Source organism: Minwuia sp. IMCC3060, assembly GCF_029909435.1.
Lineage (GTDB): Bacteria > Pseudomonadota > Alphaproteobacteria > Minwuiales > Minwuiaceae > Minwuia.
In genome coordinates this window covers 3,119,874-3,145,688 of record NZ_CP123782.1, presented here as the reverse complement: position 1 = coordinate 3,145,688, position 25,815 = coordinate 3,119,874, and the positions used below count along the sequence as shown (strand labels likewise).

General features: G+C 65.7%; 26 protein-coding genes. 21 read left to right on the top strand and 5 right to left on the bottom strand.

Annotation, left to right across the window (positions count from 1 at the left end):
- Positions 1 to 23: 23 nt before the first annotated feature.
- A complete protein-coding gene (locus QGV54_RS14810) occupies positions 24 to 1,379 on the top strand; it encodes an NAD(P)/FAD-dependent oxidoreductase (protein ID WP_281016066.1) in 1,356 nt (451 codons plus the stop codon).
- Here the strand turns inward: QGV54_RS14810 and QGV54_RS14805 are convergent.
- On the bottom strand, positions 1,364 to 2,455 hold the full coding sequence (locus QGV54_RS14805; protein ID WP_281016067.1) for a helix-turn-helix domain-containing protein: 1,092 nt from the start codon (positions 2,453 to 2,455) through the stop codon (positions 1,364 to 1,366). The genes QGV54_RS14810 and QGV54_RS14805 overlap by 16 nt on opposite strands.
- 107 nt (positions 2,456 to 2,562) lie before the next feature.
- On the opposite strand from QGV54_RS14805, the gene QGV54_RS14800 reads away from it, so the two are divergent.
- Positions 2,563 to 3,492 carry a hypothetical protein gene (locus QGV54_RS14800; RefSeq protein WP_281016068.1) on the top strand — a complete coding sequence of 310 codons (930 nt, stop codon included), beginning with the start codon at positions 2,563 to 2,565 and terminating at the stop codon, positions 3,490 to 3,492.
- 55 nt (positions 3,493 to 3,547) lie between these two features.
- Here the strand turns inward: QGV54_RS14800 and QGV54_RS14795 are convergent, their stop codons facing one another.
- Both QGV54_RS14795 and QGV54_RS14790 read right to left on the bottom strand, forming a co-directional pair.
- Complete coding sequence (locus QGV54_RS14795; RefSeq protein ID WP_281016069.1) at positions 3,548 to 4,585, bottom strand: LLM class F420-dependent oxidoreductase; 1,038 nt, start codon at positions 4,583 to 4,585, stop codon at positions 3,548 to 3,550.
- Positions 4,586 to 4,658: 73 nt separating this feature from the next.
- Positions 4,659 to 5,336, bottom strand: coding sequence for an HAD-IA family hydrolase (locus QGV54_RS14790; RefSeq protein ID WP_281016070.1), 678 nt, complete (start codon positions 5,334 to 5,336; stop codon positions 4,659 to 4,661).
- A 167-nt stretch (positions 5,337 to 5,503) separates the two neighbouring features.
- On the opposite strand from QGV54_RS14790, the gene glmU reads away from it, so the two are divergent.
- Together glmU and glmS are read left to right on the top strand one after the other, a co-directional pair.
- Complete coding sequence (gene glmU, locus QGV54_RS14785) at positions 5,504 to 6,862, top strand: bifunctional UDP-N-acetylglucosamine diphosphorylase/glucosamine-1-phosphate N-acetyltransferase GlmU (RefSeq protein ID WP_281016071.1); 1,359 nt, start codon at positions 5,504 to 5,506, stop codon at positions 6,860 to 6,862.
- Between the two features lie 10 nt (positions 6,863 to 6,872).
- Positions 6,873 to 8,696, top strand: a complete 1,824-nt coding sequence (glmS, locus tag QGV54_RS14780) for a glutamine--fructose-6-phosphate transaminase (isomerizing) (protein WP_281016072.1) — start codon at positions 6,873 to 6,875, stop codon at positions 8,694 to 8,696.
- 1 nt (position 8,697) lies between these two features.
- Here the strand turns inward: glmS and thiE are convergent, their stop codons facing one another.
- Positions 8,698 to 9,333: a thiamine phosphate synthase gene (gene thiE, locus QGV54_RS14775; protein ID WP_281016073.1), complete on the bottom strand. Its 636-nt coding sequence runs from the start codon at positions 9,331 to 9,333 to the stop codon at positions 8,698 to 8,700.
- A gap of 103 nt (positions 9,334 to 9,436) precedes the next feature.
- On the opposite strand from thiE, the gene QGV54_RS14770 reads away from it, so the two are divergent.
- The 17 genes from QGV54_RS14770 (at position 9,437) to QGV54_RS14690 (ending at position 24,384) form a co-directional block, all read left to right on the top strand.
- A complete protein-coding gene (locus QGV54_RS14770; protein WP_281016074.1) occupies positions 9,437 to 9,796 on the top strand; it encodes a dihydroneopterin aldolase in 360 nt (119 codons plus the stop codon).
- A 6-nt stretch (positions 9,797 to 9,802) separates the two neighbouring features.
- The gene (ccmA, locus tag QGV54_RS14765) at positions 9,803 to 10,489 is read left to right on the top strand and encodes a cytochrome c biogenesis heme-transporting ATPase CcmA (RefSeq protein ID WP_281016075.1); all 687 of its coding nucleotides are present in this window, start codon (positions 9,803 to 9,805) and stop codon (positions 10,487 to 10,489) included.
- Positions 10,490 to 10,503: 14 nt separating this feature from the next.
- Entirely contained in the window at positions 10,504 to 11,154 is a 651-nt protein-coding gene (gene ccmB / locus QGV54_RS14760; RefSeq protein ID WP_348637691.1) for a heme exporter protein CcmB, read from the top strand.
- Positions 11,155 to 11,234: 80 nt separating this feature from the next.
- Positions 11,235 to 11,978: a heme ABC transporter permease gene (locus QGV54_RS14755; protein WP_281016077.1), complete on the top strand. Its 744-nt coding sequence runs from the start codon at positions 11,235 to 11,237 to the stop codon at positions 11,976 to 11,978.
- Between the two features lie 14 nt (positions 11,979 to 11,992).
- Positions 11,993 to 12,178: a heme exporter protein CcmD gene (gene ccmD, locus QGV54_RS14750; RefSeq protein ID WP_281016078.1), complete on the top strand. Its 186-nt coding sequence runs from the start codon at positions 11,993 to 11,995 to the stop codon at positions 12,176 to 12,178.
- Positions 12,175 to 12,618, top strand: a complete 444-nt coding sequence (gene ccmE, locus QGV54_RS14745) for a cytochrome c maturation protein CcmE (RefSeq protein WP_281016079.1) — start codon at positions 12,175 to 12,177, stop codon at positions 12,616 to 12,618. The genes ccmD and ccmE overlap by 4 nt, the downstream gene beginning before the upstream one ends.
- Entirely contained in the window at positions 12,618 to 14,633 is a 2,016-nt protein-coding gene (locus QGV54_RS14740; protein ID WP_281016080.1) for a heme lyase CcmF/NrfE family subunit, read from the top strand. The genes ccmE and QGV54_RS14740 overlap by 1 nt, the downstream gene beginning before the upstream one ends.
- A 14-nt stretch (positions 14,634 to 14,647) precedes the next feature.
- Entirely contained in the window at positions 14,648 to 15,232 is a 585-nt protein-coding gene (locus tag QGV54_RS14735; protein ID WP_281016081.1) for a DsbE family thiol:disulfide interchange protein, read from the top strand.
- Positions 15,229 to 15,705, top strand: coding sequence for a cytochrome c-type biogenesis protein (locus QGV54_RS14730; RefSeq protein ID WP_281016082.1), 477 nt, complete (start codon positions 15,229 to 15,231; stop codon positions 15,703 to 15,705). Before QGV54_RS14735 ends, QGV54_RS14730 begins: the two co-directional genes overlap by 4 nt.
- A 6-nt stretch (positions 15,706 to 15,711) precedes the next feature.
- Entirely contained in the window at positions 15,712 to 17,238 is a 1,527-nt protein-coding gene (gene ccmI / locus QGV54_RS14725; protein WP_281016084.1) for a c-type cytochrome biogenesis protein CcmI, read from the top strand.
- A 313-nt stretch (positions 17,239 to 17,551) separates the two neighbouring features.
- Positions 17,552 to 18,172 (top strand): NUDIX hydrolase, encoded by a 621-nt coding sequence (locus QGV54_RS14720; protein ID WP_281016085.1) that lies wholly within the window; start codon positions 17,552 to 17,554, stop codon positions 18,170 to 18,172.
- 105 nt (positions 18,173 to 18,277) lie between these two features.
- Positions 18,278 to 18,826 carry an ATP-dependent protease subunit HslV gene (gene hslV / locus QGV54_RS14715; protein WP_281016086.1) on the top strand — a complete coding sequence of 183 codons (549 nt, stop codon included), beginning with the start codon at positions 18,278 to 18,280 and terminating at the stop codon, positions 18,824 to 18,826.
- Between the two features lie 5 nt (positions 18,827 to 18,831).
- Positions 18,832 to 20,148, top strand: a complete 1,317-nt coding sequence (gene hslU / locus QGV54_RS14710) for an ATP-dependent protease ATPase subunit HslU (RefSeq protein ID WP_281016087.1) — start codon at positions 18,832 to 18,834, stop codon at positions 20,146 to 20,148.
- A gap of 87 nt (positions 20,149 to 20,235) precedes the next feature.
- Entirely contained in the window at positions 20,236 to 21,561 is a 1,326-nt protein-coding gene (gene fliI, locus QGV54_RS14705; RefSeq protein WP_281016088.1) for a flagellar protein export ATPase FliI, read from the top strand.
- On the top strand, positions 21,558 to 21,968 hold the full coding sequence (gene fliJ, locus QGV54_RS14700; RefSeq protein ID WP_281016089.1) for a flagellar export protein FliJ: 411 nt from the start codon (positions 21,558 to 21,560) through the stop codon (positions 21,966 to 21,968). Before fliI ends, fliJ begins: the two co-directional genes overlap by 4 nt.
- Positions 21,969 to 22,064: 96 nt before the next feature.
- Positions 22,065 to 22,685: a LysE family translocator gene (locus QGV54_RS14695; protein WP_281016090.1), complete on the top strand. Its 621-nt coding sequence runs from the start codon at positions 22,065 to 22,067 to the stop codon at positions 22,683 to 22,685.
- Between the two features lie 79 nt (positions 22,686 to 22,764).
- Entirely contained in the window at positions 22,765 to 24,384 is a 1,620-nt protein-coding gene (locus QGV54_RS14690) for a carboxyl transferase domain-containing protein (RefSeq protein ID WP_281016091.1), read from the top strand.
- A gap of 238 nt (positions 24,385 to 24,622) precedes the next feature.
- Here the strand turns inward: QGV54_RS14690 and QGV54_RS14685 are convergent, their stop codons facing one another.
- Entirely contained in the window at positions 24,623 to 25,705 is a 1,083-nt protein-coding gene (locus QGV54_RS14685; protein ID WP_281016092.1) for a M14 family metallopeptidase, read from the bottom strand.
- Between the last annotated feature and the right edge of the window lie 110 nt (positions 25,706 to 25,815).

Sequence of the window (25,815 nt, the reverse complement as noted above, 5' to 3'; positions counted from 1 at the left end):
AACTTTCCGGAGAAGGTCCCGCAATGATCTCACGGCGGCGCGCATTGGGTGGCTTGGCGGCCACGGCGGCGATGGCCGGTACCGGTTCGGGGTCGTCGATGGCTGTGGGTGCCGACAGGTCCGTGATTGTCATTGGTGCCGGGATTGCCGGACTGACCGCAGCACGAATGCTCCACCGGAGCGGAATTGATGTCGTGGTTCTGGAGGCATCCGGGCGAATCGGCGGGCGCATCCGGACAGACCGCAGCATGGGTATTCCGCTGGAGGCTGGTGCGGGCTGGATTCATGGCCCGGATGGCAATCCGCTGAGCAGGCTGGTCACGGCGACCGGCAGCGAGACATTCGTCACCGATGACGACAGTCTGGAGGTGCGCACTGCGGACGGTTCCATTGTTCCCGGTCAGGAAGTGGAGGCGACGGAGGACCGGTTGCAGGACATCATCGACGCCGTTGATGCAGTCGCGGAGCCAGGTGCGGGACTGGCGGACGTGATCCATGATGTCGCGCCCGGGGCATTGGATCAGCCCCTGCTTCGCTGGATGGGGTCAGCCTTTACCGAGTTCGATCAGGGAGGCCCGCTGCATCTGCTTTCGGCCAGTGACTTCGATGAGGGCGCAGAGTTCGACGGGGCAGATGTGATCGTGAATGGGGGCTACGACCGCCTTCTCGACCCCCTGCGCCGGGGCCTCGATATCGCCTTCCGGACGCCGGTGGACGCGATACGCCTGCTGCCCGGCGGTGCCGGGGTCGAGGTCCGGGCGGGAGACCGGACATGGCGCGCGCGCCAGGTCGTTTGCACCGTTCCACTGGGCATTCTGAAACAGGGCCGGATAGGTTTCGAGCCGCCTCTGCCAGATGGCCACCGGTCTGCGATTGCGCGGATGGGCATGGGAAACGTGACCCGGATCGCGCTGAGGTTTGCCGCGCCGTTCTGGCCTGTCGGGACGCAGTATTTCGGCATCGTGACGGATCCACCGGGTCGTTGGTGCTGGTTCATGAACGCCCGCACCTTCTCATCCCGGAATATCCTGATCGCGATTTCCGTAGGGTCATATCCGGCAATCGCCGAGGCCATGACGGATGAGGAAATGACCGCTGATGTGATGCAGGTGCTGCGTGGTGCCTTCGGGTCAGCTGTGCCCGAACCGCTGCAGATCATGGCGACACGCTGGTCCCGGGAACCGCACGCGCTCGGGGCCTATTCCTTCAGTCACCGGGACAGCAGCATGGATGACTGGCACATGCTGGCGAAGCCGATCGGAGTCGCCCTGCACCTGGCGGGTGAACATACCAGCTGGCGGCATCGCGGCACCACACATGGCGCCTTGCTGAGTGGTCGCCACGTCGCCCGGCGCATACTTGATCAACTGGCGAGGTAGGTCAGCCACCCCTCGTACTGCCGGTCCAGCCGGTCGTGGTCGATCGGCCCCGCATGGCCGGGACCGGGCATCTGGCCGTCGCGGACTTCGCTGGGGGTGATGCCGAACCGCTTCTTGAAGGCCCGGCCGAACGCCGTGTCGCTGCCATAGCCATGCATCAGGGCGATCTCCAGCAGGGACCTGTGCTGGTGCTGCGGGCTCAGCAACTGCTGCAGCGCGCGGCGCATTCGCGCCTCCCGGATATAGCCCGCGATGCCGCCCATCGGCTCGAACATCCGGTACAGCACCGTGCGTGACATGCCGGCCTCTGCGGCCAGCCACTCGGGGGTCAGGTCGGGTTCCGCGAGATGCGTCTGGATCAGCCGCCGGACCGCCGTCATCCGGCCAAGGTTGCGCAACTGCTCCTGTGGCAGGTTCTCGTCATGCGCCGCGTTCAGGCAGGCCGCGACCAGCGTCAGCGCCGCCGCGCCCAGGTTCTCGGCTTCGGAAAGGGACATCTTTCCGGCGTGACTCATCGCACCGCGGAGGAAGTCCCAGAGGATGGCGACCGTCGGTTGCTGGCGGGTGAAGTGGCGCATGTGCTGGTCGTCGGGGGCGATCAGCCGCTCCGAAAGCAATTCCCGTGGGATGATCAGGGAGAGGTTGCTGAAGGTATCCGTGGTCGCGTGCATTTCACGGGCAAGGTCGTAGACCAGCATCGTGGCGGCCGGATGATCGATCTCCAGGGATCCCGCGACTATCCTTTGCGCGCCTGTCTCGAAGAACTGGATCATGTAGTGATCCAGGCCGTCCTGGCTGATCCGCCCTGCACCACGGGTGAACATCTGCGCCCGCGTCTGGCAGCGGGCGAGCATCATCGGCCCCAGCATGGTCGCGTGGATGCGCGCCTCGAAACCGTCCTGCAAGGCGCTGCGCGGGGCATCGACATCGAAGATGACGGCAATACTCTCCTTCCAGATGCCGAACTGGTCACGTGTTTCGACATTGCCGACGTCGAACAGCGCCTCCGGCGCGAACCCCTTGCGGTTCGACGGTGAAAGGTCAGCGCCTGAACCTGTCGCGTCTCCTCCCAGCATCGGCTCCACTCCCTGTCGAATATCCGGGACACATGATCGGGCGCGACAATATCGCGCGGGCTAGCCTTGGATGAATGTTCTCCGTCACAGAGAAGGCCGTGAACCGAATGTTGCTCAGAAGCTGCGAGATTGCCTCACCCGGAAAATCCGACTTCCTGTCCCTGCGTCCCGACAACCACGATACCTTCAGTCTGACGATGTGGCAGGGCAATGGCGGTGCAGACCAGCGCTTCGTCTTCGTACCTGTGGATGAATCATATCATCGGATACTGACCTTGCGAAAGGATGCCGCCGACCGGCCCTTCCTGGGGGTGGAGCGGCAGTCAGGCGAGGTGGTGGTGGGCCCGCACACCAGTGATGGCAGCCAGCTCTTCCGTGTCATCGACCAGGATGAGGGCCATTTCTCCATTGCCGCCTGCCTTGCCGGGTGCGGCTATCTCGACAGTGCCGACGGCACCCGGGACGTACGCTTCCGTGCCGGCGAGACCAGCGGCGCGCCGCGCCGCAGCCAGTTGTTTCATGTCATCAATGATCACTGCCTCGACTACACGTCCGCCATGCTGGTGGAGACAGGCAGCAAGCCGCGCGCCTTCAAGCTGCTGGAGTGCATCAATGTGGTTGTGGAGGCGGAGCAGTCGGTCTTCCTGCTGCAGGCACTGTCGCTGGAGCAGCTGGAGCGGCTGGCGCGGGCCCTGATCACCGATCCCGGTTTCCGCGCGCTGGTGCAGGATGTCGGTCAGCAGGGCTACCTCAGCGCCAGACAGGCGGAGGCCACCGAACTGCTGCAGAACGCCAAGCAGATCGTGAAGAAGCACCTGGGCCTCAACATCGATCACACGCCGCCGTCGATCGGCGGCATCGTTGCCATCATGGCCGTGACCTGTGCCCTGATGCCGCTGCGCATCTCCACGGAGGAGAAATCCGTGGTCGAGACCGTCGTCGGCACCCTGGGCCTGGTCTCCGCCGTCCTCAAGATCGTCACCCTGCTCGGCATCGGAGGGGCACTCTGGTTCATCGAGATCATGTGGACCGAGTGAGAGGGGGCGGCCCGCTGAAGGTGCCGGGGCGCACTTTCAGCGGGCCGCAATCTCCCTAGAACAGTTCCTTCGCCAGGATTTCCAGGGCTTCCTTCGAGGTGGCGCGGCAGAGCATGGCGCTGACCTTGCGCTCCTTGCCGGCCTGTTTCCAGGCGGCGAGCTGTTCGCGGATGTGGCCGGCCGGGCCGACCAGCGCGACCCTGTCCACCAGTTCATCGGGAACCATCGAGAAGGCTTCGGCCCGGCGACCGGACAGGAAGGCGTCCTGGATCGCGGAGGCGGCCTCGCCATAGCCCAGACGGGTGGCATATTCGGCGTAGTAGTTTTTCTTCTTCGCGCCCATGCCGCCGATGTAGAAGCCCATGTTCTCCTTCACCGGACGCCGCGCCGCCTCGATGTCGTCATTCACGACCACGGTGACGAAGGGGCAGATGTCGAAGTTCTGCAGGCTCTTGCCCTCGGTCTTGCCGAAGCCCTGGTCGATGTAGGTGCCGATGGCGTCATAGTTGGACGGGTCCATGTAGACCGGGATGACCCCGTCGCAGACCTCGGCGGCGGTGCGGATGCCGCCCGGCGAGATGGAGGCGGAATAGATCTTCAGCGGATGTTCGGGGCGCAGGATGGTCTTCAGCGGCTTGCCGAGGCCGGTGGCGCCGGGACCGTTGTAGGGCAACTGGTAATGCGTGCCCTCATGCGTCACCGGCTCCTCCCGCGCGATCACCTTGCGCATGATGGAGACATACTCGCGGATCAGTTCCAGCGGCTTGCCGTAGGGCACGCCGTGCCAGCCCTCGATCACCTGCGGGCCGGACGGGCCGAGACCGAGGATGAAACGACCGCCGGACAGGGCCTGCAGGGTCAGGGACGTGGTGCTCATCAGCGCGGGGGAGCGGGCCTGCATCTGGCAGATGCCGGTGCCGACCTTGATCTTCGAGGTCTGGCTGAGAATCCATGAGGCGGAGGAGATGGCGTCCGCGCCCCAGGCTTCCGACGTCCAGACGGAGTCATAGCCCATCGCCTCCGCCGCCTTGATCATCTCCATGTCAATTCGGTAGTGGGCATCGCCCGTGCCGAGTATCAGACCGACGTCCATTGCGCGCATCCTCCCGCATCGCAGAAATTCCTGCGCGGGAGGTTAGAGCATTCCGTCAGAAGATGGAATCGGCTCAGGCGCGGTTTGCGTTCAGCCGCGCGATGGCGGCATCCAGCTGGTCGAAATGGTCGATCACCGCGTCCGCGCCCAGGTCGTGCGCCGACCCCCGGCCATAGCCGAACGTGACGGCCACGACGGGCACCCCGGCGTTGCGGGCTGCACCGACATCCGTTGCAGAATCACCCACCATGATGGCCCGTTTCGCATCACCCCCGGCCAGGCGGATGGTTTCCAGCAGATGCCGCCCGTCCGGTTTGCGGAAGGCGAAGGTATCGGATCCGGTGACCGCGTCGAAATGGTGGTTCAGGCCCAGCAGGTCGAGCAGCCGGTCCGCGAATTCGAAGCGCTTGTTGGTGCAGACGGCGACTTTCGCGCCACGGGCCCTGGCCCGCAGCACCGCCGAGATGGCCCCGGGATAGGGCTCGCTCAGGTCCGCCAGATGTGCCTGATAATGGTCGAGGAACAGGCCCATCAGACGCTCGTAACCGGCGCCTTCCGGCAGGGTTCCCGTATCGCGGAAGCTGCCCTGGATCATCGGTCCCGCGCCATCGCCGATCAGGTCCTTGACCCGGTCGAAGGAAACATCCGCGCGTCCCTCGTGCCGCAGCAGCCAGCGGACAGTGCCATAGAGGTCGGGTGCGCTGTCGATCAGGGTGCCGTCCAGATCGAAGACAATCGTGTCTGCTGTCATTTCACTCCGCCCCGCCGCTCTGTTCACATCAAGGGCGCGGTTTACAGCAGGAATGGCATGGTGTCTGCAAACCTCTGAAACATCGTTTGAATTGTTGTGTGTCGTGTGACTGTGGCACTGTCACTGTGCGCCAGACGTTCGGGGCGCACTTGGGAAGGGAATGCGGAATGGGGTCGAAATCTCTGGCGGCCATTGTACTGGCTGCGGGCAAGGGCACGCGGATGAAGTCCGATCTGCCGAAGGTGCTGCACCGTGTTGCGGGCAAGCCCATGATCAATCACATCCTGGATGCGCTGGCCCCGCTGCAGCCTGCGCGGACCACCGCCGTCGTGGCCCCGGGCTATGATGATGTGGCGGCCGCCGTTGCGCCCGCCGAGACAGCGATCCAGAGTCCGGCGCGGGGCACGGGCGATGCCGTGCTGGCGGCGCGGGAGACGCTGAAGGATTTCGACGGCACCGTGCTGGTGCTGTTCGGGGACACGCCGCTGCTGACCACCGCCACGATCCAGGCAATGGTCGATGCCATGGCCGGCACGGATGACCCGGCGGTCGCGGTGCTGGGCTTCCGTCCTGATGATCCGGCGGCCTACGGGCGTCTCGTCACCTCCGGCGACGGGCAGCTTGAGGCAATCGTCGAATTCAAGGACTGCTCGGAGGCGCAGAAGCAGATCACGCTCTGCAATGCCGGGATCATGGGGCTGGACGGTCGCGTGGCCCTGTCGCTGCTGGAGCGGATCGACAGCAACAATGCGCAGAACGAGTTCTACCTGACCGACGTGGTCGCCATTGCCCGCGGTGACGGGCGCGCCTGTGTCGTGGTCGAGGGTGATGAGGAAGAGGTCATGGGCGTCGACAGCCGGCTGAAGCTGGCGGAGGCGGAGGCCGTGGCTCAGCGCCGCCTGCGGGAGGCCGCGATGGCCGATGGCGCCACCCTGATCGCGCCGGAAACCATCTGGTTCTCCACCGATACCGTGCTGGGCCGCGACGTGGTGATCGAACCGCATGTGGTCTTCGGTCCCGGCGTCACGGTGGCCGACAATGTCCGCATCAAGGCGTTCAGCCATCTGGAGGGCGCGACCGTGGCGACCAAGGCCGATATCGGACCCTATGCCCGCCTGCGTCCCGGTGCGGACGTGCGCCAGGGGGCGAAGATCGGCAATTTCGTCGAGGTCAAGAAGGCGGTGATCGAGGATGGGGCCAAGGTCAATCACCTGACCTATGTCGGCGATGCCCGCGTCGGTGCCGGGGCCAACATCGGGGCCGGGACCATCACCTGCAACTACGACGGCTTCATGAAATATCACACCGACATTGGTGCGGGGGCCTTCATCGGTTCCAACAGTGCGCTGGTGGCGCCGGTGAAGATCGGCGACGGGGCCATCGTCGGTGCCGGATCGACCATTGCGAAGGATGTACCGGCGGATGCCCTGGTGGTGACCCGTGCGAAGCCGGTGGTGAAGGGCGGCTGGGCCGCAGATTTCCGTGTCAGACAAGCCGCCGCCAAGGCCGCGCAGAAGAAGAACTGAGGATCAGGCCATGTGTGGAATTGTTGGTGTTGTCGGTGGAGCCGAGGTTGCGGGTCGTCTGGTCGAGGGTCTGCGCCGTCTCGAATACCGGGGCTATGACTCGGCGGGTATCGCGACCCTGGTGGACGGCGGAATCGACCGCCGCCGGGCCGAGGGCAAGCTGGTCAATCTGGAGAATGTGGTGCGCGACCATCCGCTGGATGGCGTCATCGGCATCGGCCACACCCGCTGGGCCACCCACGGCATTCCGAACGAGACCAATGCCCATCCCCACGCCACGGACAAGGTCGCGCTGGTCCACAACGGCATCATCGAGAACTACCGGGAACTGGCGGCGGAACTGAAGGCCGCAGGCTCCGTCTTTGCCTCCGAGACCGACACCGAGATCGTGGCACATCTGATCACGCGCCACCTGAACGATGGCGACGACCCGCAGCAGGCGGTCGCGCGCGCCCTGAAGCGGCTGGAAGGCGCCTTCGCGCTGGCCATCATCTTCGCCGGTCACGAGGGGCTGATGATCGGCGCCCGGCGCGGCAGCCCGCTGGCCGTCGGCTATGGCGATGGCGAGATGTTCCTGGGCTCCGACGCCATGGCGCTGGCACCCATGACCAACCGCATCAGCTACCTTGAGGAAGGCGACTACGTCGTCCTGCACAATGAGAGCGCCAGCTTCTTCGACGCCGACGACAATCCGGTGAAGCGGGAGATCAAGCAATCGGCCATTTCCGGCGCGATGATCGGCAAGGGCAACCACCGCCACTTCATGATGAAGGAGATCTTCGAGCAGCCCGCCGTGATCGGCGACACGCTGCACAGCTACCTGAACCCGGCGACGGGCGAGATCCACATGCCGCCGATGCCGTTCGACATGGCGACGGTGACCAAGGTGACGATCATTGCCTGCGGCACCTCCTTCTATGCCGCCATGGTGGCGAAATACTGGTTCGAGAGCGTGGCGCGGCTGTCGGTGGAGGTCGATGTGGCCTCCGAGTTCCGCTATCGGGAAGCCCCGCTGCCGGAGGGGGGCCTCGCCATCTTCATCAGCCAGTCGGGCGAGACCGCCGATACCCTGGCGGCGCTGCAGTACGCCAAGGCCAACGGCCAGCACATCGCGGCAATCGTCAATGTGCCGGAAAGCTCCATCGCACGGGAGGCTGACCTGGTGCTGCCGACCCTGGCGGGGCCGGAGATCGGCGTGGCCTCCACCAAGGCCTTCACCTGCCAGCTCGCGACGCTCGCCTGCCTGGTGATCGCCACCGCCCGTGCCCGTGGCGCCATTGACGAGGCGGAGGAAGACCGCCTGTCAGCGGCCATCGCCCATGTGCCGGCCATGGTGTCGGAGGTGCTGAACCACGACGACACCATCCGCGACCTGGCGCAGAGCATCTTCGAGGCGCGGGACGTGCTGTATCTGGGGCGTGGTCCCGGCTACCCCATCGCGCTGGAGGGCGCGCTGAAGCTGAAGGAAATCTCCTACATCCACGCGGAGGGCTATGCCTCCGGCGAGATGAAGCACGGCCCCATCGCCCTGATCGACGAACTGGTGCCGGTGATCGTGATCGCGCCCACCGACAAGTGGTTCGACAAGACCATCTCCAACATGCGCGAAGTCATGGCGCGCGGCGGGCGGGTGGTCTTCCTGTCCGACGCCAAGGGCCTGGCGGAAGTCGGCAGCGACGCCGCCCACACCGTCGAGATCCCCATGGCCGACCCCTTCGTCGCCCCGATCCTCTACTCGATCCCGGTGCAGCTCCTCGCCTACCACGTCGCGGTACTGAAAGGCACGGACGTCGACCAGCCCCGCAATCTCGCCAAGTCGGTGACGGTGGAGTAGGTCAGCCGCCCGCGAACACCCGGTTGAACGCCGCCACCGCTTCAGCGGGGCCGTCCGGGTGGTTCCAGACGCCGTTGACGACGGCCAGGAAGTCGGCGCCGGCGGCGACCAGCGGGGGGCAGTTGTCGACGGTGATGCCGCCGATGGCGACGCAGGGCACGGTGGTCATCGCGGACCAGATCTCCAGCATGTCCACCGTCGCCTGTGACTTCGGCACCTTGGTGGTGGTGGGGAAGAAGGCACCGAAGGCGACATAGTCGGCCCCGGCATCCGCTGCCTCCATCGCGAGCTGGCGCGAATCGTAGCAGCTGACACCGACGATGGCGTTGCTGCCGACGGTGGCCCGCGCGGTCTCGTAGGGCGCGTCGTCTCCGCCCACATGCACGCCGTCGGCATCGAATTCGGCGGCGAGGTCGGGGCGATCGTTGACGATGAAGGCGACATCGCGGGCCTGCGCCACCGGCATCAGCCTCTCGATGGCGCGGCGGATTGTGTCGTCATCCACATCCTTCAGCCGAAGCTGCAGGCAGGCGACATCGCCCCCGTCCAGGGCGGTGGCCAACGTGTCCGCGAACGCATCCGGGTCCAGTTGCGGCGGGGTGATCAGGTAGAGGCGGCAGGGCGTTTCATCGTTCATGCGTGACCTGTACTGTTGGTCACGCGCCGGGGCAAGTGCCGCTTGACGCTGAGGCGGCGGGGTGGCTACCTCACCCGCGCAACCCGCTGCCGGAGGATGAACCGTGTCGGACAGTTACAGGATCTTCGTACGCGACCTGGTTCTGGCCATGGAAATCGGGATCCATGATCACGAGATCGGGCGGAAACAGAGGGTGCGGCTCAACCTGGATGTCGAGACCCTGCGCGACGTGGACACCCCCGGCATCGACGGCGTGGTCTCCTACGAGGACCTGATCAACAACATCAAGGACATCGTCGATCGCGGCCATATCGACCTGGTGGAGACGCTGGGCGATGCGGTGCTGGAGATGGTGGTGGAGGACCCGCGCGTGATCGAGGCCGTCCTGCGGATCGAGAAGCTGGACGTCTTCGGCGATGTGGAGAGTGTCGGCGCGGAAATGACCCGCCGTCGCGAGATCTGACCGCCGATGGCTGAGGCGCCGCTGCTGCAGGGCCGGGATCTCGCCGCACTCAGGGGGGAGCGGCTGATCTTTGCCGGTGTCGGCTTCGAACTCGACAATGGCGGGCTGCTGAAGCTCACCGGTCGCAACGGCGCGGGCAAGTCCACCCTGATCCGCATGATCGCCGGTCTCGTCGCGCCCTTTGCCGGCAGCCTGCACTGGAAGGGCGCGGAAGTGGGCCGGGACCGGGAGGCTTTCCTGGCCGACCTGATCTATGCCGGGCACCAGGACGGGCTGAAGACGGCGCTGACGGCCACCGAGAATCTCGAGCTGTTCGCCCGCCTGCGGGGGGCGTCCGACCGGGATGCGGTCGCGGCGCTGGGCAGTTTCGGCATCGCGGAACTGGCTGACCTGCCGGTGCGTTACATGTCGGCAGGCCAGCGTCGCCGGGTGTCCCTTGCACGGCTGCTGATGTCGCCTGCAAGTCTCTGGCTGCTGGATGAACCGCTGACCGCGCTGGATACGGGGGCCATCGCGCAACTGGGTGTCGTCGTCGATGCGCATCGCGATGCAGGCGGCATGGTCATCGCCGCCACCCATGCGGACCTGCCGGGGCAGCCGGGCAGCGTGCTGGAGATCGTGCCGCCCGTGGATGCGGACCTCGATACGGACCTGGACGACGAGATGGACGGTGACAGGGAGGACGCGTGGTGAGCCGCACGTTCCTGATGCTGATCCGCCGTGACCTTCTGCTGGCCCGTCGGCAGGGCGGGGGCAGCCTGCTGTCCATCACCTTCTTCGTGCTGGTGGTCAGCCTGTTTCCGCTGGGGGTCGGTCCGGCACCGGAGACGCTGGAGCGAATCGCCGCCGGAACCATCTGGGTCGCGGCGCTGCTGTCGGTGCTGCTGTCGCTGGACCGCATGTTCCAGGCGGATCTGGAAGATGGCAGCCTGGACCAGCTCGCCCTGCTGCCGCTGCCGCTGTCGCTCGTGGTGCTGGCCAAGACCATCGCCCACTGGCTGACGACGGGCCTGCCGCTGACGCTGGCCGCGCCGCTGCTGGGCCTGCTGATGCAGCTCTCGCCGGATGCCTATGGTGCCCTGATCGCGGCCATGTTGCTCGGGACACCGATCCTCAGTCTGATCGGGGCCATCGGGGCGGCACTGACGGTCGGTGTCCGGCGTGGCGGGGTGCTGCTGACCCTGATCGTGACACCGCTCTACATCCCGGTGCTGATCTTTGGCGTCAGTGCCGCGGAGGCAGCGGCGCAAGGGTTCTCCTATTCCGCTCATATGCTTTTTCTATCGGCCATCCTGTCTGGCGCAATCGTGATCGCGCCGATCGCCGCAGCGTGGGCACTGAAACTTGCCTTGGACTAGGTTCCTGTGAGAAATCAGAGCCGTACTGCGACGACCGTCACCTTGGAATTCGCGGTTTTCGCCCCAGCTTGAGGAGCGACATGCACAGGTTTGCCAACCCCACGCGCTTTTTGCGCCTTGCCGCCGCCGTGCTGCCGTTCAGCGCGGCCGTCGCTGCGTTGTGCCTGGGCGCGGGCCTGGTGTGGGGCCTGTTCTTCGCGCCGCCCGATTACCAGCAGGGCGACACGGTGCGGATCATGTTCATTCATGTGCCGGCCGCGATGATGTCCATGGGCGTCTACGCAGGTATGGCCATCGCCAGCGCCATTGCCCTGATCTGGCGTCATGCGGTCGCCGACCTGATCGCCAAGGCCAGCGCTCCCATCGGTGCCACCTTCTGCTTCATCTGCCTGCTGACCGGCTCGCTCTGGGGCAAGCCCATGTGGGGGACCTGGTGGGTCTGGGACGCGCGCCTGACCTCCATGCTGATCATGCTGTTCATCTATCTGGGCTACATGGCGCTCTGGCAGGCCTTCGACGACCAGACCAAGGCCGCCCGCGCCGCCGCGATCCTGGCGCTGGTCGGTGCGATCAACCTGCCGATCATCAAGTTCTCCGTCGAATGGTGGAACACGCTGCACCAGCCCGCCAGCCTGATCACCATGTCGGGGCCGAAGATCCATGCGTCCCTGCTCTGGCCACTGTTGCTGATGATCGTCGGGTTCGGGGCCTATTACCTGACAGTGCTGATCTATCGCGTCCGCGCCGAGATCCACATGCGCCGCACCCGGATGCTGCGCCTCGCGCAGGCTGACCGCCACGCGGCGATGCAGGCCGCGGAATGAGTTGGGGGGGCAGCATGAGTGAATTTCTTTCCATGGGCGGCTACGGCTTCTTCGTCTGGACATCCTGGGGCGTCGGTGCGGTACTGATGATCGGCCTGCTGATTCAGAGCATCGCCGCCGCGCGATCCGCCGCACGTGAAGTCCAGGCCATCGAACAACTCAGCCCCCGCCGCCGCCGCAGAAAGGCAGACGCCGAATGAGGCCAAAACGCCAGCGACTTCTGATCGTCATCACCGGCCTCGTGTTCATCGGGGCGGCAATCGGGTTCGCGCTGTTTGCGCTGAACGAGGAACTGGACGTCTTCCGCAGCCCCTCGCAGGTGGCCGAGAGCGGCTTCCCTGAAGGCAAGCGGTTCCGTGTCGGTGGACTGGTCGAGGATGGATCGGTCAGCAGCGAGGGGATCGTCACCACCTTCCGCGTGACCGACGGGGCGCATTCCCTCACCATCTCCTACGACAAGATCCTGCCGGACCTGTTTCGCGAAGGGCAGGGGGTGATCGCGCTCGGCACCCTGAACGCGGGCGGCACCTTCGAGGCGCAGGAAGTCCTGGCCAAGCATGACGAGAACTACATGCCGCCGGAAGTCGCTGACGCGCTGAAGAAATCCGGACATTTCAAACCTGAAGGCGGAGACAGCTGATGGCACCCGAACTCGGCCAGTATGCACTGGTCCTCGCGATCCTGGTCGCGGTGGTGCAGGCCATCGTGCCCCAGATCGGCGCCTATCGCCGCGATGCCGCCTGGATGGGGGTTGCGCCCGTGGCGGCGCGGGCGCAGTTCCTGCTGGTGCTCTTTGCCTTCGGCTGCCTGATGACCAGCTTCATCGCCTCCGATTTCTCGGTGGTGAATGTCTTCGAGAACAGCCATTCCCTGAAGCCCATGATCTACAAGATCAGCGGCGTCTGGGGGAATCACGAGGGCTCCCTGCTGCTCTGGATCCTGATCCTGACCCTGTTCGGGGCCGCCGTGGCGCAGTTCGGCCAGAACCTGCCGCCGACCCTGCAGGCGCGGGTGCTGTCGGTGCAGGCCATGATCGGTGTCGGCTTCCTGGCCTTCATCCTGTTCACCTCCAATCCCTTTGCCCGGCTTGATCCGGCGCCGTTCGAGGGCGCGGGCCTCAATCCGCTGCTGCAGGATCCGGCGCTGGCGATCCATCCGCCGTTCCTCTATCTTGGCTATGTCGGGTTGTCGGTGGCCTTCTCCTTCGCCGTCGCCGCCCTGATCGAAGGGCGCGTCGATCCCGCCTGGGCGCGCTGGGTGCGGCCCTGGACCCTTGCCGCCTGGTGCTGCCTGACCGCGGGTATCGCGCTCGGCAGCTACTGGGCCTATTACGAGCTTGGCTGGGGTGGCTGGTGGTTCTGGGATCCGGTGGAGAACGCGTCCTTCATGCCCTGGCTGGCGGCAACCGCGCTGCTGCATTCCTCCATCGTGGTGGAGAAGCGTGATGCACTGAAGAGCTGGACCGTGCTGCTGGCGATCCTGGCCTTCTCGCTCTCGCTGCTGGGGACCTTCCTGGTCCGCTCCGGCGTGCTGAATTCCGTCCATGCCTTCGCCTCCGATCCGGCGCGCGGCGTCTTCATCCTGGCGTTCCTGGTCTTCGTGGTCGGCGGATCGCTGACGCTCTATGCCATTCGTGCGCCATCGCTGAAGGGTGGCGGACTGTTCCGGCCGATCAGCCGGGAGGGTACGCTTGTGCTCAACAACCTGCTGCTCTCCACCGCCTGTTTCACCGTGCTGCTGGGGACGCTCTACCCGCTGTTCCTCGATGCGGTTGCGGAGGAGAAGGTCTCGGTCGGCCCGCCCTATTTCAATGCGGTCTTCGTGCCGCTGATGACGCCGCTGATCGCCGCGCTGGCGATCGGGCCGATGCTGGCATGGAAGCGGGGTGATCTGGCCGGGGTCATGGGGCGGCTGAAGTTCGTGGCGGCGATTGCCGTTCTCGTCGGACTGGGCATGGCCTGGTACGCCTGGAACGTGATGCCGCTGGCGGTGCTCGGCTTCGCACTGGTGGCCTGGCTGTCGCTGGGCGTGTTCCGCGAATGGGCGGAGCGGGTCAGGCTGTTCCGCTGGGACATCGCTGACAGCTGGCGACGTGCCACCGGGCTGCCGCGCGCATCCTACGGCATGTCGGTGGCGCATCTGGGCGTGGCCCTGACCGTCTTCGGCATCACCGCGTCGGAAGCCTGGCAGGAAGAGAAGCAGGTCTTCATGCGCCCCGGCGACGTGCAGACCGTCAGCGATTTCGAACTGACCTTCGTCGGCGCGGAGCGGCTGCCTGGTCCGAACTATTCGTCGCTGGCCGGAACCTTTGCGGTCACCCGCAACGGCCAGCCGGTGACGATCCTGCAGCCGGAGGCCCGGACCTTCACCAATCCGCCAATGGAAACGACGGAGGCTGCGATCCGCACCACGCTGGCCGGTGACCTCTATACCGTCGTGGGTGAAGGGGATGGTCAGGGTGGCTATGCCGTGCGGCTGTACTACAAGCCGATGGTGATCTGGATCTGGCTCGGCACGCTGGCCATGATGATCGGCGGCATGATCTCTCTCAGCGACCGTCGCCACCGGATCGGCGCACCTGCCCGGAAACCGGCGGAGGCGGCGGACACTGATCGCGACAGCGGGGCGCTTGCCGCCGCCGGTGCGGGCGATTGAGCGGGGAGCCGGACATGACCGACAGTGCTGAACAGGGTGGCGAGACGCCGTCGCGGCGTCGGACCCGCACCGGGCTGCTGTTTGCCCTGATACCGGTTGCCGCCTTCGTCGTGATCGGTGTGTTCCTCTTCCGCGGCCTGTCGCTGGACCCGTCGGAGATCTATTCGGTCCTGATCGACAAGCCCGCGCCTGCCTTCGATCTGGCGCCGCTGCCGGGCAAGGAACACGGTCTCGCCACCAGCGACCTCACCCAGCCCGTGCAACTGGTGAATGTCTTCGCATCCTGGTGCGTGGCCTGCCGGGTGGAGCATCCGCTGCTGATGGAGCTGAAACGCAACGGAACGGTTCCGATCTATGGTCTGAACTACAAGGACCAGCCGCAGGCGGCGCTGAACTGGCTGCGCAATTTCGGGGACCCCTACGATCGGATCGGCTCTGACCTGAACGGGCGTGTCGGCATTGATTTCGGTGTCTACGGCGTGCCGGAAACCTTCATCGTCAATGGCGAGGGTATCATCGTGCGCAAGATCACCGGGCCGATCACACCGCAGATCCTGCAGAAGGAACTGCTGCCCCTGATCGCGGAGATGCAGAAGTGAGCCGCTCCGCCCTTGCGACACTGATCGGCGCGGCGTTGCTGATCCTGAGTCTGCCCGCCTTCGCCATCTTCACGGAGAAGCCGCTTGCGGACCCGGAGCAGGAGGCGCGGGCACAGCACCTGATGCGGGAATTCCGCTGCCTCGTCTGCCAGAACCAGGCGATTTCCGAGAGCCATGCGGACCTGGCCGGGGACATGCGGGCCATCGTGCGTGAACGCATCGCCGCCGGGGACGATAATGATGCGGTGCGGCAGTACTTCATCGACCGTTACGGCGACTGGGTGCTGCTGGACCCGCCGCTGAACCGCAAGACGATCCTGCTCTGGGCGGGAGGTGGCGTGATCCTGCTGGTCGGGGCCGGGCTGATCTTCATCCGGATGCGGCGTTCGACCCGGTCCGGGGCGCTGGGACAGACGGCGCTTTCCGAGGCCGAGAAGGCCGAACTTGAACGACTGATGCGAGAGCAGGGCTGAGCATAGATGAACCTCTGGATTGCTGTTGGCCTGATCACTTTCGCCGTTTCCGTCTATCTGCTGCGGCCCCTGATACGGGGTGGCAATGCCGGCGTGCGACGCGGTGACTTCGATCTTTCGGTCTATCGCCGGCAGCTGGATGAACTGGCTGCCGATGCGGAACGCGGGGTGATTTCCGGACCCGAGGCGGAGGCCGCGCGGGTCGAGATCCAGCGGCGCATGATCCAGACCGGTCGCGATGCGGAGACTGCGGCGCAGGACGGTGGCAACAGCCGCTTCATTGTCGGCGCGATCGTGGCCATTGCCCTGCCGGCCGCTGCGGCCGCGCTCTACATGGTGCTGGGATCTCCCAACCTGCCCTCCCAGCCGCTTGCCGACCGGGGCGCGATACCGGGCCGGACGCAGGTTGCGCAGGCCGGTGGCGCTGAGGCTGCGGCCAGCCAGGAAGGGCTGGCCTCCATCGAGAAGATGGTGGAAAGCCTGTCCGACAAGCTGGAGAAGGATCCGACCGATTTCGATGGCTGGATGCTGCTGGGCCGTTCCTATGGCGTCATGGAGGCCTATGACAAGGCGGTGGAGGCCTATGCCCGCGCCGCTGCGCTGCCGGAAGGTTTCGGCGATGCCAATGCCCAGATGCAACTGGGGGAGACCATCATCTTTGCCAGCCAGGGCGTGGTGACGGAGCGGGCGCAGGGCGCATTCCGCCGGGCGCTCGAAATCGATCCCGGTCACCCCGGGGCGCAGTTCTATCTGGCGCTGGCCATGGGGCAGGCGGGCAATCTGCGCGGCGCCTACGAGGGCTGGCTGGCGCTGGCTGCCCAAAGCCCTGCCGACGCGCCCTGGATGCCTGCGCTGCGCGCGCGGCTGGAGGAAGTGGCCCGGGATCTGGAGATCAGCCTGCCTGATCCGCTGCCGACCCTGCCTGCGGCACCGGCGGGGGCACCGCCCTCCGCGCCGGTTGCTGCCGCGCCGGGTTCCGCGCCCGCGCCATCTGCTGCAGCACCGTCGACGCCGCCCGCCGCTGGCCCGATCGCGGGCACCCGCGGACCGGATGCCGAGCAGATGCGTGCGGCGGCTGAAATGTCGGCGGATGACCGTCAGGCCATGATTCGCGGCATGGTGCAGCGCCTTGCCGACCGCATGGCCGACAATCCCGATGACGCCGATGGCTGGAACCGACTGGCCCGCGCCTATGGCGTGCTGGGGGATCAGGAAGGCGCGGCGGAAGCCTATGGCAATATCGTTCGGCTGAATCCGAATGACGTGCAGGCACGCCTGTCGCTGGGTGGCGCCTATCTGGCCCAGGTCGGGCCGGGGCCGATGCCTGCCACGGCGATCGAGCAGTTCGAGGCGGTGCTGGCGCTGGATGCCGACAACCCGGATGCACTCTGGTTCCTCGGCCGTGCCGATGCGGAGGCCGGGCGCAATGATGCGGCACGCGAGAAGTGGCAGCGTCTGCTGGGGCAGCTTCAGCCGGGATCGGAGGCGCACGACAATGTCCGCGCCCAGATCCAGCGACTGGACGAAGGCTGACCTGACCCGGGTATCCCGAAAGAAAAAACGGAGGCGTCCCAGGGGGACACCTCCGTCGAGTGTCGGCCGCCGACAGTCGCGGTCGGCCGATGAGGGAATGCTGCGGCGCCAAAATCACGTGGTGACAAGCACCGAACAGGTCTGACGAAGCAATTCACGATCCACACACGTGTGGGTTATTTGCTTTTGTATTTCAACGGCCTCAAACAGGTCGCAGCGTGCCGTTGCCCTGTTTTCGGACAGGGTACCTGTTTCAGAATGATTCAGTTTCCGCGAACTGTCCCGAAATGGGGCGTGCCGGTGAGCGACCATCATGCTTGAAATACCGGGGCGCTTCACCGCAAAGTCGGACGATGCGGAGCAGGAGAAATCTACATTGACCATTCCCAGTCATCTGCCGGGCGCCGATCAGTTCTCGACCCGGGTTCCGGAGGGCGACAACAGAGAACGCATGGTATGCGGCGATTGCGGCTGGGTTCACTATGTGAATCCGAAGATCGTCGTCGGCGCTGTCTGCCGTCTGGATGACCGGATCCTGCTGTGCCGCCGCGCCATCGAGCCGCGTCACGGCTTCTGGACCATCCCCGCCGGCTTCATGGAGGAGCGGGAGAGTTCCGAACAGGGGGCCGCGCGCGAGGCCATGGAGGAGGCCCATGCCGACATACGCATCGGCAACCTGCTGGCGGTCTACAACATCCCGCGGATTTCGCAGGTGCAGCTGATCTACTGCGCGGAGATGAATGCGCCGGAGGTGAAACCGGGACCGGAATCACTGGAGGTTCGCTACTTCGCCTGGGACGAGATCCCGTGGGATGAACTGGCGTTCCCGAGTGTCACCTGGGCACTGCAGCAGTACCGTCAGGTCTGGAACAGTCCGTCCTTTGCCGCCTTCACCAACCCGCCGGGCGAGACGGGCGCAAGCACCCCCGGGTGAGCCGCGGGCAGGCATCGCCGCCTTGAACGGTACGGCAGACAATATACATGGTGGCGGACAGCCCTGACGGCTGTCGCCACATTCTTCCTCAATTCGGGAGCGATCATGGATCAGGAGCAGTCGGCCACCTGGCACGGCACAACCATTCTCTCCGTGCGCAAGGGCGGCAAGGTCGTCATTGCCGGCGACGGGCAGGTCACACTCGGCCAGACCGTCATCAAGGCCAATGCGCGCAAGGTCCGCAGGCTGGGCAAGGGCGACATTGTCGCCGGATTTGCCGGGGCCACCGCCGACGCCTTCACCCTGTTCGAACGGCTGGAGGCGAAGCTGGAACAGCATCCGGGCCAGCTCACCCGTGCCGCCGTGGAACTGGCCAAGGACTGGCGCACGGATCGCTATCTCCGGCGGCTGGAGGCCATGATGGCCGTGGCGGACGCGGAGACTTCGCTGGTCCTGACCGGTACCGGCGATGTGCTGGAGCCGGAGGACGGGCTGATCGGCATCGGCTCCGGCGGCAACTACGCGCTGGCCGCCGCACGGGCGCTGATCGACCGCGACGACATGGACGCGGAGGCGATTGCCCGCCGCGCCATGAAGGTCGCGGCCGACATCTGCGTCTATACCAACGAAAACGTCATCATCGAGAGTGCCTGAACCCCATGAGTGATTTCAGCCCGCGCGAGATCGTCCACGAACTGGACCGCTTCATCATTGGCCAGAACGACGCCAAGCGCGCCGTTGCGGTGGCGCTGCGCAACCGCTGGCGTCGCCAGCAGTTGCCTGACGACCTGCGCGACGAGGTGCTGCCCAAGAACATCCTGATGATCGGCCCGACCGGTGTCGGCAAGACGGAGATCTCGCGGCGGCTGGCCAAGCTGGCCCATGCGCCGTTCCTGAAGGTGGAGGCCACGAAGTTCACCGAAGTCGGCTACGTCGGACGTGACGTGGAGCAGATCGTCCGTGACCTGCTGGAAACCGCCATCACCATGGTCCGCGAACGCAAGCGCAAGGAAGTCCGTGCCCGCGCCGAGCAGGCGGCGGAGGAACGTGTGCTGGACGCGCTGGTCGGCGATGGTGCCAGCCGCGAAACGCGGGAGAAGTTCCGCCAGAAGCTGCGCAACGGCGATCTGGATGACAAGGAGATCGAGCTGCAGCTGCGTGATGCGGGCGGCGGTTTCAGCCTGCCCACCTTCGACATTCCCGGCCAGCCGGGCGCGCAGATGGGCATGATGAATCTCAACGACATCCTCGGCAAGGCCATGGGCGGCGGCAAGGGCAAGCCCCGGCGCATGACCGTCGGCGACAGCCATGAAGTCCTCATCGCCGAGGAATCCGACAAGCTGCTGGATGACGAGGATGTGGTGCAGGACGCGATCCGGCGCGTGGAGGACAATGGCATCGTCTTCCTGGACGAGATCGACAAGATCACCGCGCGCTCCGACCGTCAGGGCGCGGACGTGAGCCGGGAAGGGGTGCAGCGCGACCTGCTGCCGCTGATCGAGGGCACGACCGTGTCCACCAAGCATGGCGCGGTGAAGACCGACCACATCCTTTTCATCGCCTCCGGCGCGTTCCATGTGGCGAAGCCGTCGGACCTGCTGCCTGAACTGCAGGGGCGCCTGCCGATCCGTGTCGAGTTGCTGCCGCTCACCAAGTCCGACTTCAAGCGCATCCTGACGGAGACGGAGGCCAGCCTGATCCGCCAGTACACGGCGCTGATGGGCACGGAAGAGGTGACGCTGACCTTCGGCGATGACGCCATCGACGCGCTGGCCGATCTGGCGGTGAAGGTGAACGAAAGTGTCGAGAACATCGGTGCCCGCCGCCTGCACACGATCCTGGAGAAGGTGCTGGAGGAAATCAGCTTCACGGCCAGCGACAAGGCCGGTGAGACTGTCGTGATCGATGATGCCTACGTGCGGGACCGGATCGGCGATCTCGCCCAGAACGCGGATCTTTCGAAATTCATTCTCTGATTCCGAGGGTACCGTTCACCGGAAATTAAGGCTGTTGCGTCAGCTTGGGTGTCGAGATCGAGCAACGACACATCCGGTGAATTTCCCTTGCGCACACTGCTGACCGAACTCGAACAGATACCCGCGCGGCAGGAATATGGCCGCGTCGCCGCTGTACAGGGCCTGATGGTCGAAGTCGCCGGGATCGCCTGGCGGCTCTCCGTCGGCGGTCGTGTCCTGCTGGAGACCCGTGACGGTCGCCAGGTGGAGGCAGAGATCGTCGGATTCCGCGGCGACCACGCGCTTGCCATGCCCTTCGGCCAACTGGAAGGCGTGGGTGTCGGCTGCAAGGCGGTCGTCGGTGCGGAACAGCCCTGCATCCGTCCCGATGCATCCTGGCTGGGCCGTGTCGTTGACGCCATGGGACGCCCCATCGATGGCGGCCCGCCGCTGGTGCAGGGCCGGCAGAGCTATTATCTGCGCGCCCGCCCGCCTTCGGCCCACCTGCGTGACCGGGTCGGTGCGCCGATGGACCTCGGCATCCGTGCCATGAACACGTTCCTGACCACCTGCCGCGGGCAGCGCATGGGCATCTTCGCCGGGTCCGGTGTGGGCAAGTCCGTCATGCTGTCGATGCTGGCACGCTACACCGAAAGCGATGTGGCCGTGGTCGGTCTGGTGGGGGAAAGGGGCCGCGAGGTGAAGGAATTCATCGAGGACAATCTGGGACCGGAGGGCATGGCGCGGACCGTGGTCGTCGTCTCCACTTCCGACGAACCCGCGCTGATGCGCCGCCAGGCCGCGCATCTGACGCTGACCCTGTCGGAATATTTCCGCGATCAGGGGCAGGAAGTGCTCTGCATGATCGACAGCATCACCCGTTTCGCCATGGCGCAGCGGGAGATCGGACTGTCGGCGGGTGAACCGCCTGCCTCCAAGGGCTACACGCCGTCCGTCTTTGCGGAACTGCCGCAGTTGCTGGAACGGGCCGGTCCCGGCATTGGCGGGGCAGCGATCACGGCGCTGTTCACGGTGCTGGTGGAGGGTGGGGATCATGACGAACCCATCGCCGACGCGGTGCGCGGCATCCTGGACGGCCACATCGTGCTGGAACGCCAGATCGCGGAACGGGGTCGCTATCCGGCCATCAACATCCTGAAATCGATCTCCCGCACCATGCCCGCCTGCCAGACACCGGAGCAGCGCGAAGTGGTGTCGAAGGCCCGTGACCTGCTGGCCGCCTATGAGGAGATGGGCGAGATGATCCGTATCGGTGCCTATCGTCGGGGCTCCGACCCGCGCATCGACCAGGCCATTACCTATAACCCGGCACTCGAAGCCTTCCTGTCGCAACGGCAGGAGGAGCGTGCCGATCTGCATGACGGGTTCGAACAACTCGCCGGACTGCTTGAACAGGGAGGCCTGGCGGCATGAGCACGCTGGACAAGTTGCTGCAGGTATCGAAGCTGGAACTGGATCGCCGCCGTCACGAGATCGGCGAGCTGCACGCCATGCGCGAGGACCTGCAGGAGCGCTGTGACCGCATCGATGCGCGTATCGCTGCGGAGAAGGCGGCGACTGTCAGCGATCCACTGGCCGGAACCACCATCGGGGCCTTCGTCAACGCGGCCCGCCGTCAGCAGGAAACCCTCACCGCCTCCATGCAGGAAGTGGACGCCCAGATCGACGCCCTGCGCGATGTGGTGGCGGAAGCCTTCCGCGAGACCAAGCGCTACGAGAACCTGATCGAGCGCAAGCAGGCCGAACGCCGGCGCGCGGCCGATCGCCGCGAACAGATCCAGATGGACGAGATCGGTCTGCGCCAGATGGCCGGGAACTGAGGATCCGTCGCCTTTCCGGCCGCAGCAACTAGCCTCTTGACGCTCCTGCCCGGGCAGGGATGACTGCCCGCCAGTGATCCCGACGGAGCCGGTCCCATGTCCCTCGACATCTATCTCGCCTATGTTCTCGCCTCTGCCCTGCTGGTCGTGCTGCCGGGACCGACGGTCATGCTGGTGGTGGCCAATGCCCTGTCGCGGGGACGACCGGCGGCGATGAAGTCGGTGATCGGTGTCGGGCTTGGGGATGTGACCGCGATGGTGGTCTCCTTCGCCGGTCTCGGCGCGGTGCTTGCCGCCTCCGCGACCCTGTTCACGGCGCTGAAGTTCGTTGGCGCGGCCTATCTGATCTGGCTTGGTATCGGTCTGCTGCGGGCGAAGGCGGACCCGTCGATCCTGACCGACGTGCAGCCGTCAACCGGCAGGCAACTTGTCCGTCAGGCCTGGATCGTGACGGCGCTGAACCCGAAGGGCATCGTCTTCTTCATTGCCTTCGTGCCGCAGTTCATGGACCCGGCCGCGGCGGCGCTGCCGCAGTTCCTGATCCTGGGCAGCACCTTCCTGGCGCTGGCTGTCATCAATGCCGCCGCCTATGCCTGGATCGCCGGGTCGGTGCGCCGCCACATCACGCAGGTCTCGACCCTGCGCTGGATCAACCGGATCGGCGGTTCGGTAATGATCGGCGCGGGCCTGCTGACGGCGGCCATGCGCCGGGCGTGACCCCGGTGGCGGAACGGATGCTTCAATCCTGCGTCAACAGCCTGTAGCCTGCCCCGACAGCCAATCCGGGGAGGGACTCTTGGCCGTTCTGCAATCTCAGATCTCGACGAACAGTGACAGTTTCAAGGCCAATCGCGCCGACATGCTGGGCATGATCGCGGCGGTGCGCGCACTGGAACAGAAGGTACGCGACACATCGAACGCGAAGGCCGATGTCTTCCGCTCCCGCGGGCAGTTGCCGCCCAGGGCGCGCATCGACCAGTTGCTCGACAAGGGCTCGCCGTTCCTGGAGCTTTCGACGCTTGCCGGGCTCGGCATGCATGACGACGACGGCTCCAAGAGCGTCATGGGCGGCGGTGCCATTGCCGGCATCGGCTATGTGCAGGGCATCCGCTGCATGATCTCGGCCTCCGACAGCGGCATCAAGGGCGGCACCATCGCGCCCATGGGTCTGAAGAAGAACCTGCGAGTGCAGGAGATCTGTCACGAGAACAAGCTGCCCAAGATCAACCTGATCGAATCAGGTGGCGCCAACCTGAAGTACCAGTCCGACATCTTCGTGGAGGGCGGGCGCGGCTTCTACAATCAGGCGCGGATGTCGGCGATGGGCATTCCGCAGATCGCGGTGGTGCATGGCTCCTCCACTGCGGGCGGGGCCTATGTGCCCGGCATGTCCGACTACACGATCATGGTGAAGGGGCGCAGCCGCGTCTTCCTGGCCGGTCCGCCACTGCTCTATGCCGCGACGGGTGAGGTTGCGACGGACGAGGATCTGGGCGGGGCGGAGATGCACAGCCTGGTCTCCGGCGTGTCCGAGTTCATGGCGGAGGATGATGCCGATGGCATCCGCATGGCCCGCGACGTGATGGGCAAGCTGCGCTGGAACGACCGCCTGCCGCCGGAGCCTGCGCGGACCTGGCGCGAGCCGCTGTATGATCCGGACGAGATCTGCGGACTGGTGCCTGCGGACTATCGCCGCCCCTACGACGCGCGGGAACTGATCGCGCGACTGGTGGACGGATCGGACTTCGTGGACTTCAAGAGCAACTATGGCCCTGCCACGGTCTGCGGCTTCGCGGAGGTCATGGGAATGGCCGTCGGCATCGTCGGCAACAATGGTCCCATCGACAATGCCGGGGCCACCAAGGCGGCGCAGTTCATGCAGCTATGCGATCAGGCGGATACGCCGATCGTCTTCCTGCACGACACCACCGGCTTCATCGTCGGCACGGAGTCGGAGCGCGGCGGCATGGTCAAGCATGGCTCCAAGATGATCCAGGCCGTCTCCAACGTGCGGGTACCGAAGATCACGCTGATGGTTGGGGCCAGCTTCGGTGCCGGCAACTACGCCATGTGCGGCCGGGCCTACAGCCCGCGCTTCATCTTCGGCTGGCCCAACTACCGCATGTCGGTGATGGGCGGTGAGCAGGCGGCGACGGTGCTGAAGATCGTGGCCGAACAGGGCGCGAAGCGGAAGGGCGTTGAGCCCGATCACGCCGTGATCCAGAAGATGTATGACGGCATCGTCAGCCAGTTCGACAAGGAAAGCCAGGCGCTCTACAACACCGCGCGGCTGTTCGATGACGGCCTGATCGATCCCCGCGACAGCCGCCGGTTGCTCGGCATGTGCCTCGACATCTGCCGCGAAGGCGACCGTCGCCCGCTGCAGCCGAACAGCTTCGGTGTCGGTCGGATGTAGGTGCCGCTGCGCGCTTTTTCCGACGCTCGCTGAGGTAACCCGAGCGCCAGTCTCCGACGTTTGTGAGGCACTCCCGGGTACCCGGGTCGAGCCCGGGCACGGCGTCATGGGGGTGGCCAGGTACGGTTGTCCTCTCCACCCTCACTCCGACGCTCGCGGAGGTGATCCGCGAGCCCGGTCTCCGAGGCTTGTGCGGCACTCCCGGGTGCCCGGGGTCGCGCCGGCAAGCGCGTTTCGGCTACCCCTGCAGTCCCCGGATGGCGCGGCGCTGGGTGTCCAGGGCACGTTCGAAGACGGCCTGCTTCCAGTCCAGGGCGTCCTGATAGAAGGCTTCGCGCACCCGCGCCTTGATGTCCCGGCCCTTCGGTGACGACACATCGCCGTGGAAGCGCAGCCAGTTGTCGACGCACAGGGCGCTGATGACCTGATTCTCCGGCTGGGTGCCGTACTCCAGCGCGATGGCCGTCACCTCCACCTGGGGCAGGCCGTGTTCGATGGCGTCCAGCATCTGCCCGGTCAGCTTTGCCGAGGCTGAGGTGCCGAGGTGGGGGGAGGCGCAGTCGCTGTCGTACCAGTCGAGGCAGCGCTGATAGCCTGCCGTGTCGGGCAGGTGATCCACGATCCGCTCCCCGAATCCCCGCGGGCCAAGCCCGGTGTGATAGTCGATCACCGCCAGTCGCCTGCGCGTGCTGCAATGGGTGGCGAGCAGACGCGCGACCGTCAGCCGTGACCAGCTCGGGGCCGTGCCGCCGAAGAAGATGCCATCCCGGTGCGTGTGCTGGCCTGATGTTGCCGCCTCCTGGAACGCCCAGAAACCATGCTCCTCGGTATATTTCGCGACGCCTTGCGCGAGCCGGGTCTCCGCCTCGTCATCCCAGACCTTCGGGCAAAGGATGTCGTGGATTGTCTCATAGCCCGCGTTCACCGGTGCGCCCGCCGCGAAATCGACAAAGTTCCGGTTCAGATCAACATTATCTTCCGTGGTGCGGGAGAGGTGGGCGAAGCCGAAGGGGTTGATGCCATGCACATGGATCTGGGCGATGCCATCCGGCACTTCCCGCCAGAGACCGCTTTCCAGCCAGCCGACCTGCACGCCGGAGCCGCAGAATCCTTCCGCACCATGGGTGCCGGAGAAGGTGAGCAGCGCGGCTTCCGCCTGCGGGTCACCCAGGAAGGCGACATCGGTGGCCAGCGGCCCGCCGTTCGGCCCCGGCACCGGGTTCTCGTGGGTCTCGACCCGCGCGCCGACGTCTGCCGCGGCATCCAGGAAGCGCCCGCGTGCCTGCCGATAGTCGGCGGAGAACCATGCATTTTCTGACACGTCGAAGGCTCCATTCCAGATCAGTGGCGCACCATACCAGCGCCCGCGACCCTGCGGAATTGCATCATGTCGCGCCAGACCCTACAAACCTCGTTCCTGTGACCGTTTCC

Excerpts from the sequence above, each read along its gene's own strand:
- QGV54_RS14800 (WP_281016068.1), top strand. The coding sequence starts at position 2,563 with ATGTTGCTCAGAAGCTGCGAGATTGCCTCACCCGGAAAATCCGACTTC.
- QGV54_RS14805 (WP_281016067.1), bottom strand. The coding sequence starts at position 2,455 with ATGCTGGGAGGAGACGCGACAGGTTCAGGCGCTGACCTTTCACCGTCG.
- fliJ (WP_281016089.1), top strand. The coding sequence starts at position 21,558 with ATGAGCACGCTGGACAAGTTGCTGCAGGTATCGAAGCTGGAACTGGAT.
- QGV54_RS14740 (WP_281016080.1), top strand. The coding sequence starts at position 12,618 with ATGGCACCCGAACTCGGCCAGTATGCACTGGTCCTCGCGATCCTGGTC.
- ccmB (WP_348637691.1), top strand. The coding sequence starts at position 10,504 with ATGCTGATCCGCCGTGACCTTCTGCTGGCCCGTCGGCAGGGCGGGGGC.
- glmU (WP_281016071.1), top strand. The coding sequence starts at position 5,504 with ATGGGGTCGAAATCTCTGGCGGCCATTGTACTGGCTGCGGGCAAGGGC.
- QGV54_RS14695 (WP_281016090.1), top strand. The coding sequence starts at position 22,065 with ATGTCCCTCGACATCTATCTCGCCTATGTTCTCGCCTCTGCCCTGCTG.
- QGV54_RS14790 (WP_281016070.1), bottom strand. The coding sequence starts at position 5,336 with ATGACAGCAGACACGATTGTCTTCGATCTGGACGGCACCCTGATCGAC.
- ccmE (WP_281016079.1), top strand. The coding sequence starts at position 12,175 with ATGAGGCCAAAACGCCAGCGACTTCTGATCGTCATCACCGGCCTCGTG.
- QGV54_RS14755 (WP_281016077.1), top strand. The coding sequence starts at position 11,235 with ATGCACAGGTTTGCCAACCCCACGCGCTTTTTGCGCCTTGCCGCCGCC.
- QGV54_RS14795 (WP_281016069.1), bottom strand. The coding sequence starts at position 4,585 with ATGGACGTCGGTCTGATACTCGGCACGGGCGATGCCCACTACCGAATT.
- glmS (WP_281016072.1), top strand. The coding sequence starts at position 6,873 with ATGTGTGGAATTGTTGGTGTTGTCGGTGGAGCCGAGGTTGCGGGTCGT.
- ccmI (WP_281016084.1), top strand. The coding sequence starts at position 15,712 with ATGAACCTCTGGATTGCTGTTGGCCTGATCACTTTCGCCGTTTCCGTC.
- thiE (WP_281016073.1), bottom strand. The coding sequence starts at position 9,333 with ATGAACGATGAAACGCCCTGCCGCCTCTACCTGATCACCCCGCCGCAA.
- QGV54_RS14720 (WP_281016085.1), top strand. The coding sequence starts at position 17,552 with ATGCTTGAAATACCGGGGCGCTTCACCGCAAAGTCGGACGATGCGGAG.
- QGV54_RS14810 (WP_281016066.1), top strand. The coding sequence starts at position 24 with ATGATCTCACGGCGGCGCGCATTGGGTGGCTTGGCGGCCACGGCGGCG.
- ccmD (WP_281016078.1), top strand. The coding sequence starts at position 11,993 with ATGAGTGAATTTCTTTCCATGGGCGGCTACGGCTTCTTCGTCTGGACA.
- hslU (WP_281016087.1), top strand. The coding sequence starts at position 18,832 with ATGAGTGATTTCAGCCCGCGCGAGATCGTCCACGAACTGGACCGCTTC.
- QGV54_RS14735 (WP_281016081.1), top strand. The coding sequence starts at position 14,648 with ATGACCGACAGTGCTGAACAGGGTGGCGAGACGCCGTCGCGGCGTCGG.
- hslV (WP_281016086.1), top strand. The coding sequence starts at position 18,278 with ATGGATCAGGAGCAGTCGGCCACCTGGCACGGCACAACCATTCTCTCC.
- ccmA (WP_281016075.1), top strand. The coding sequence starts at position 9,803 with ATGGCTGAGGCGCCGCTGCTGCAGGGCCGGGATCTCGCCGCACTCAGG.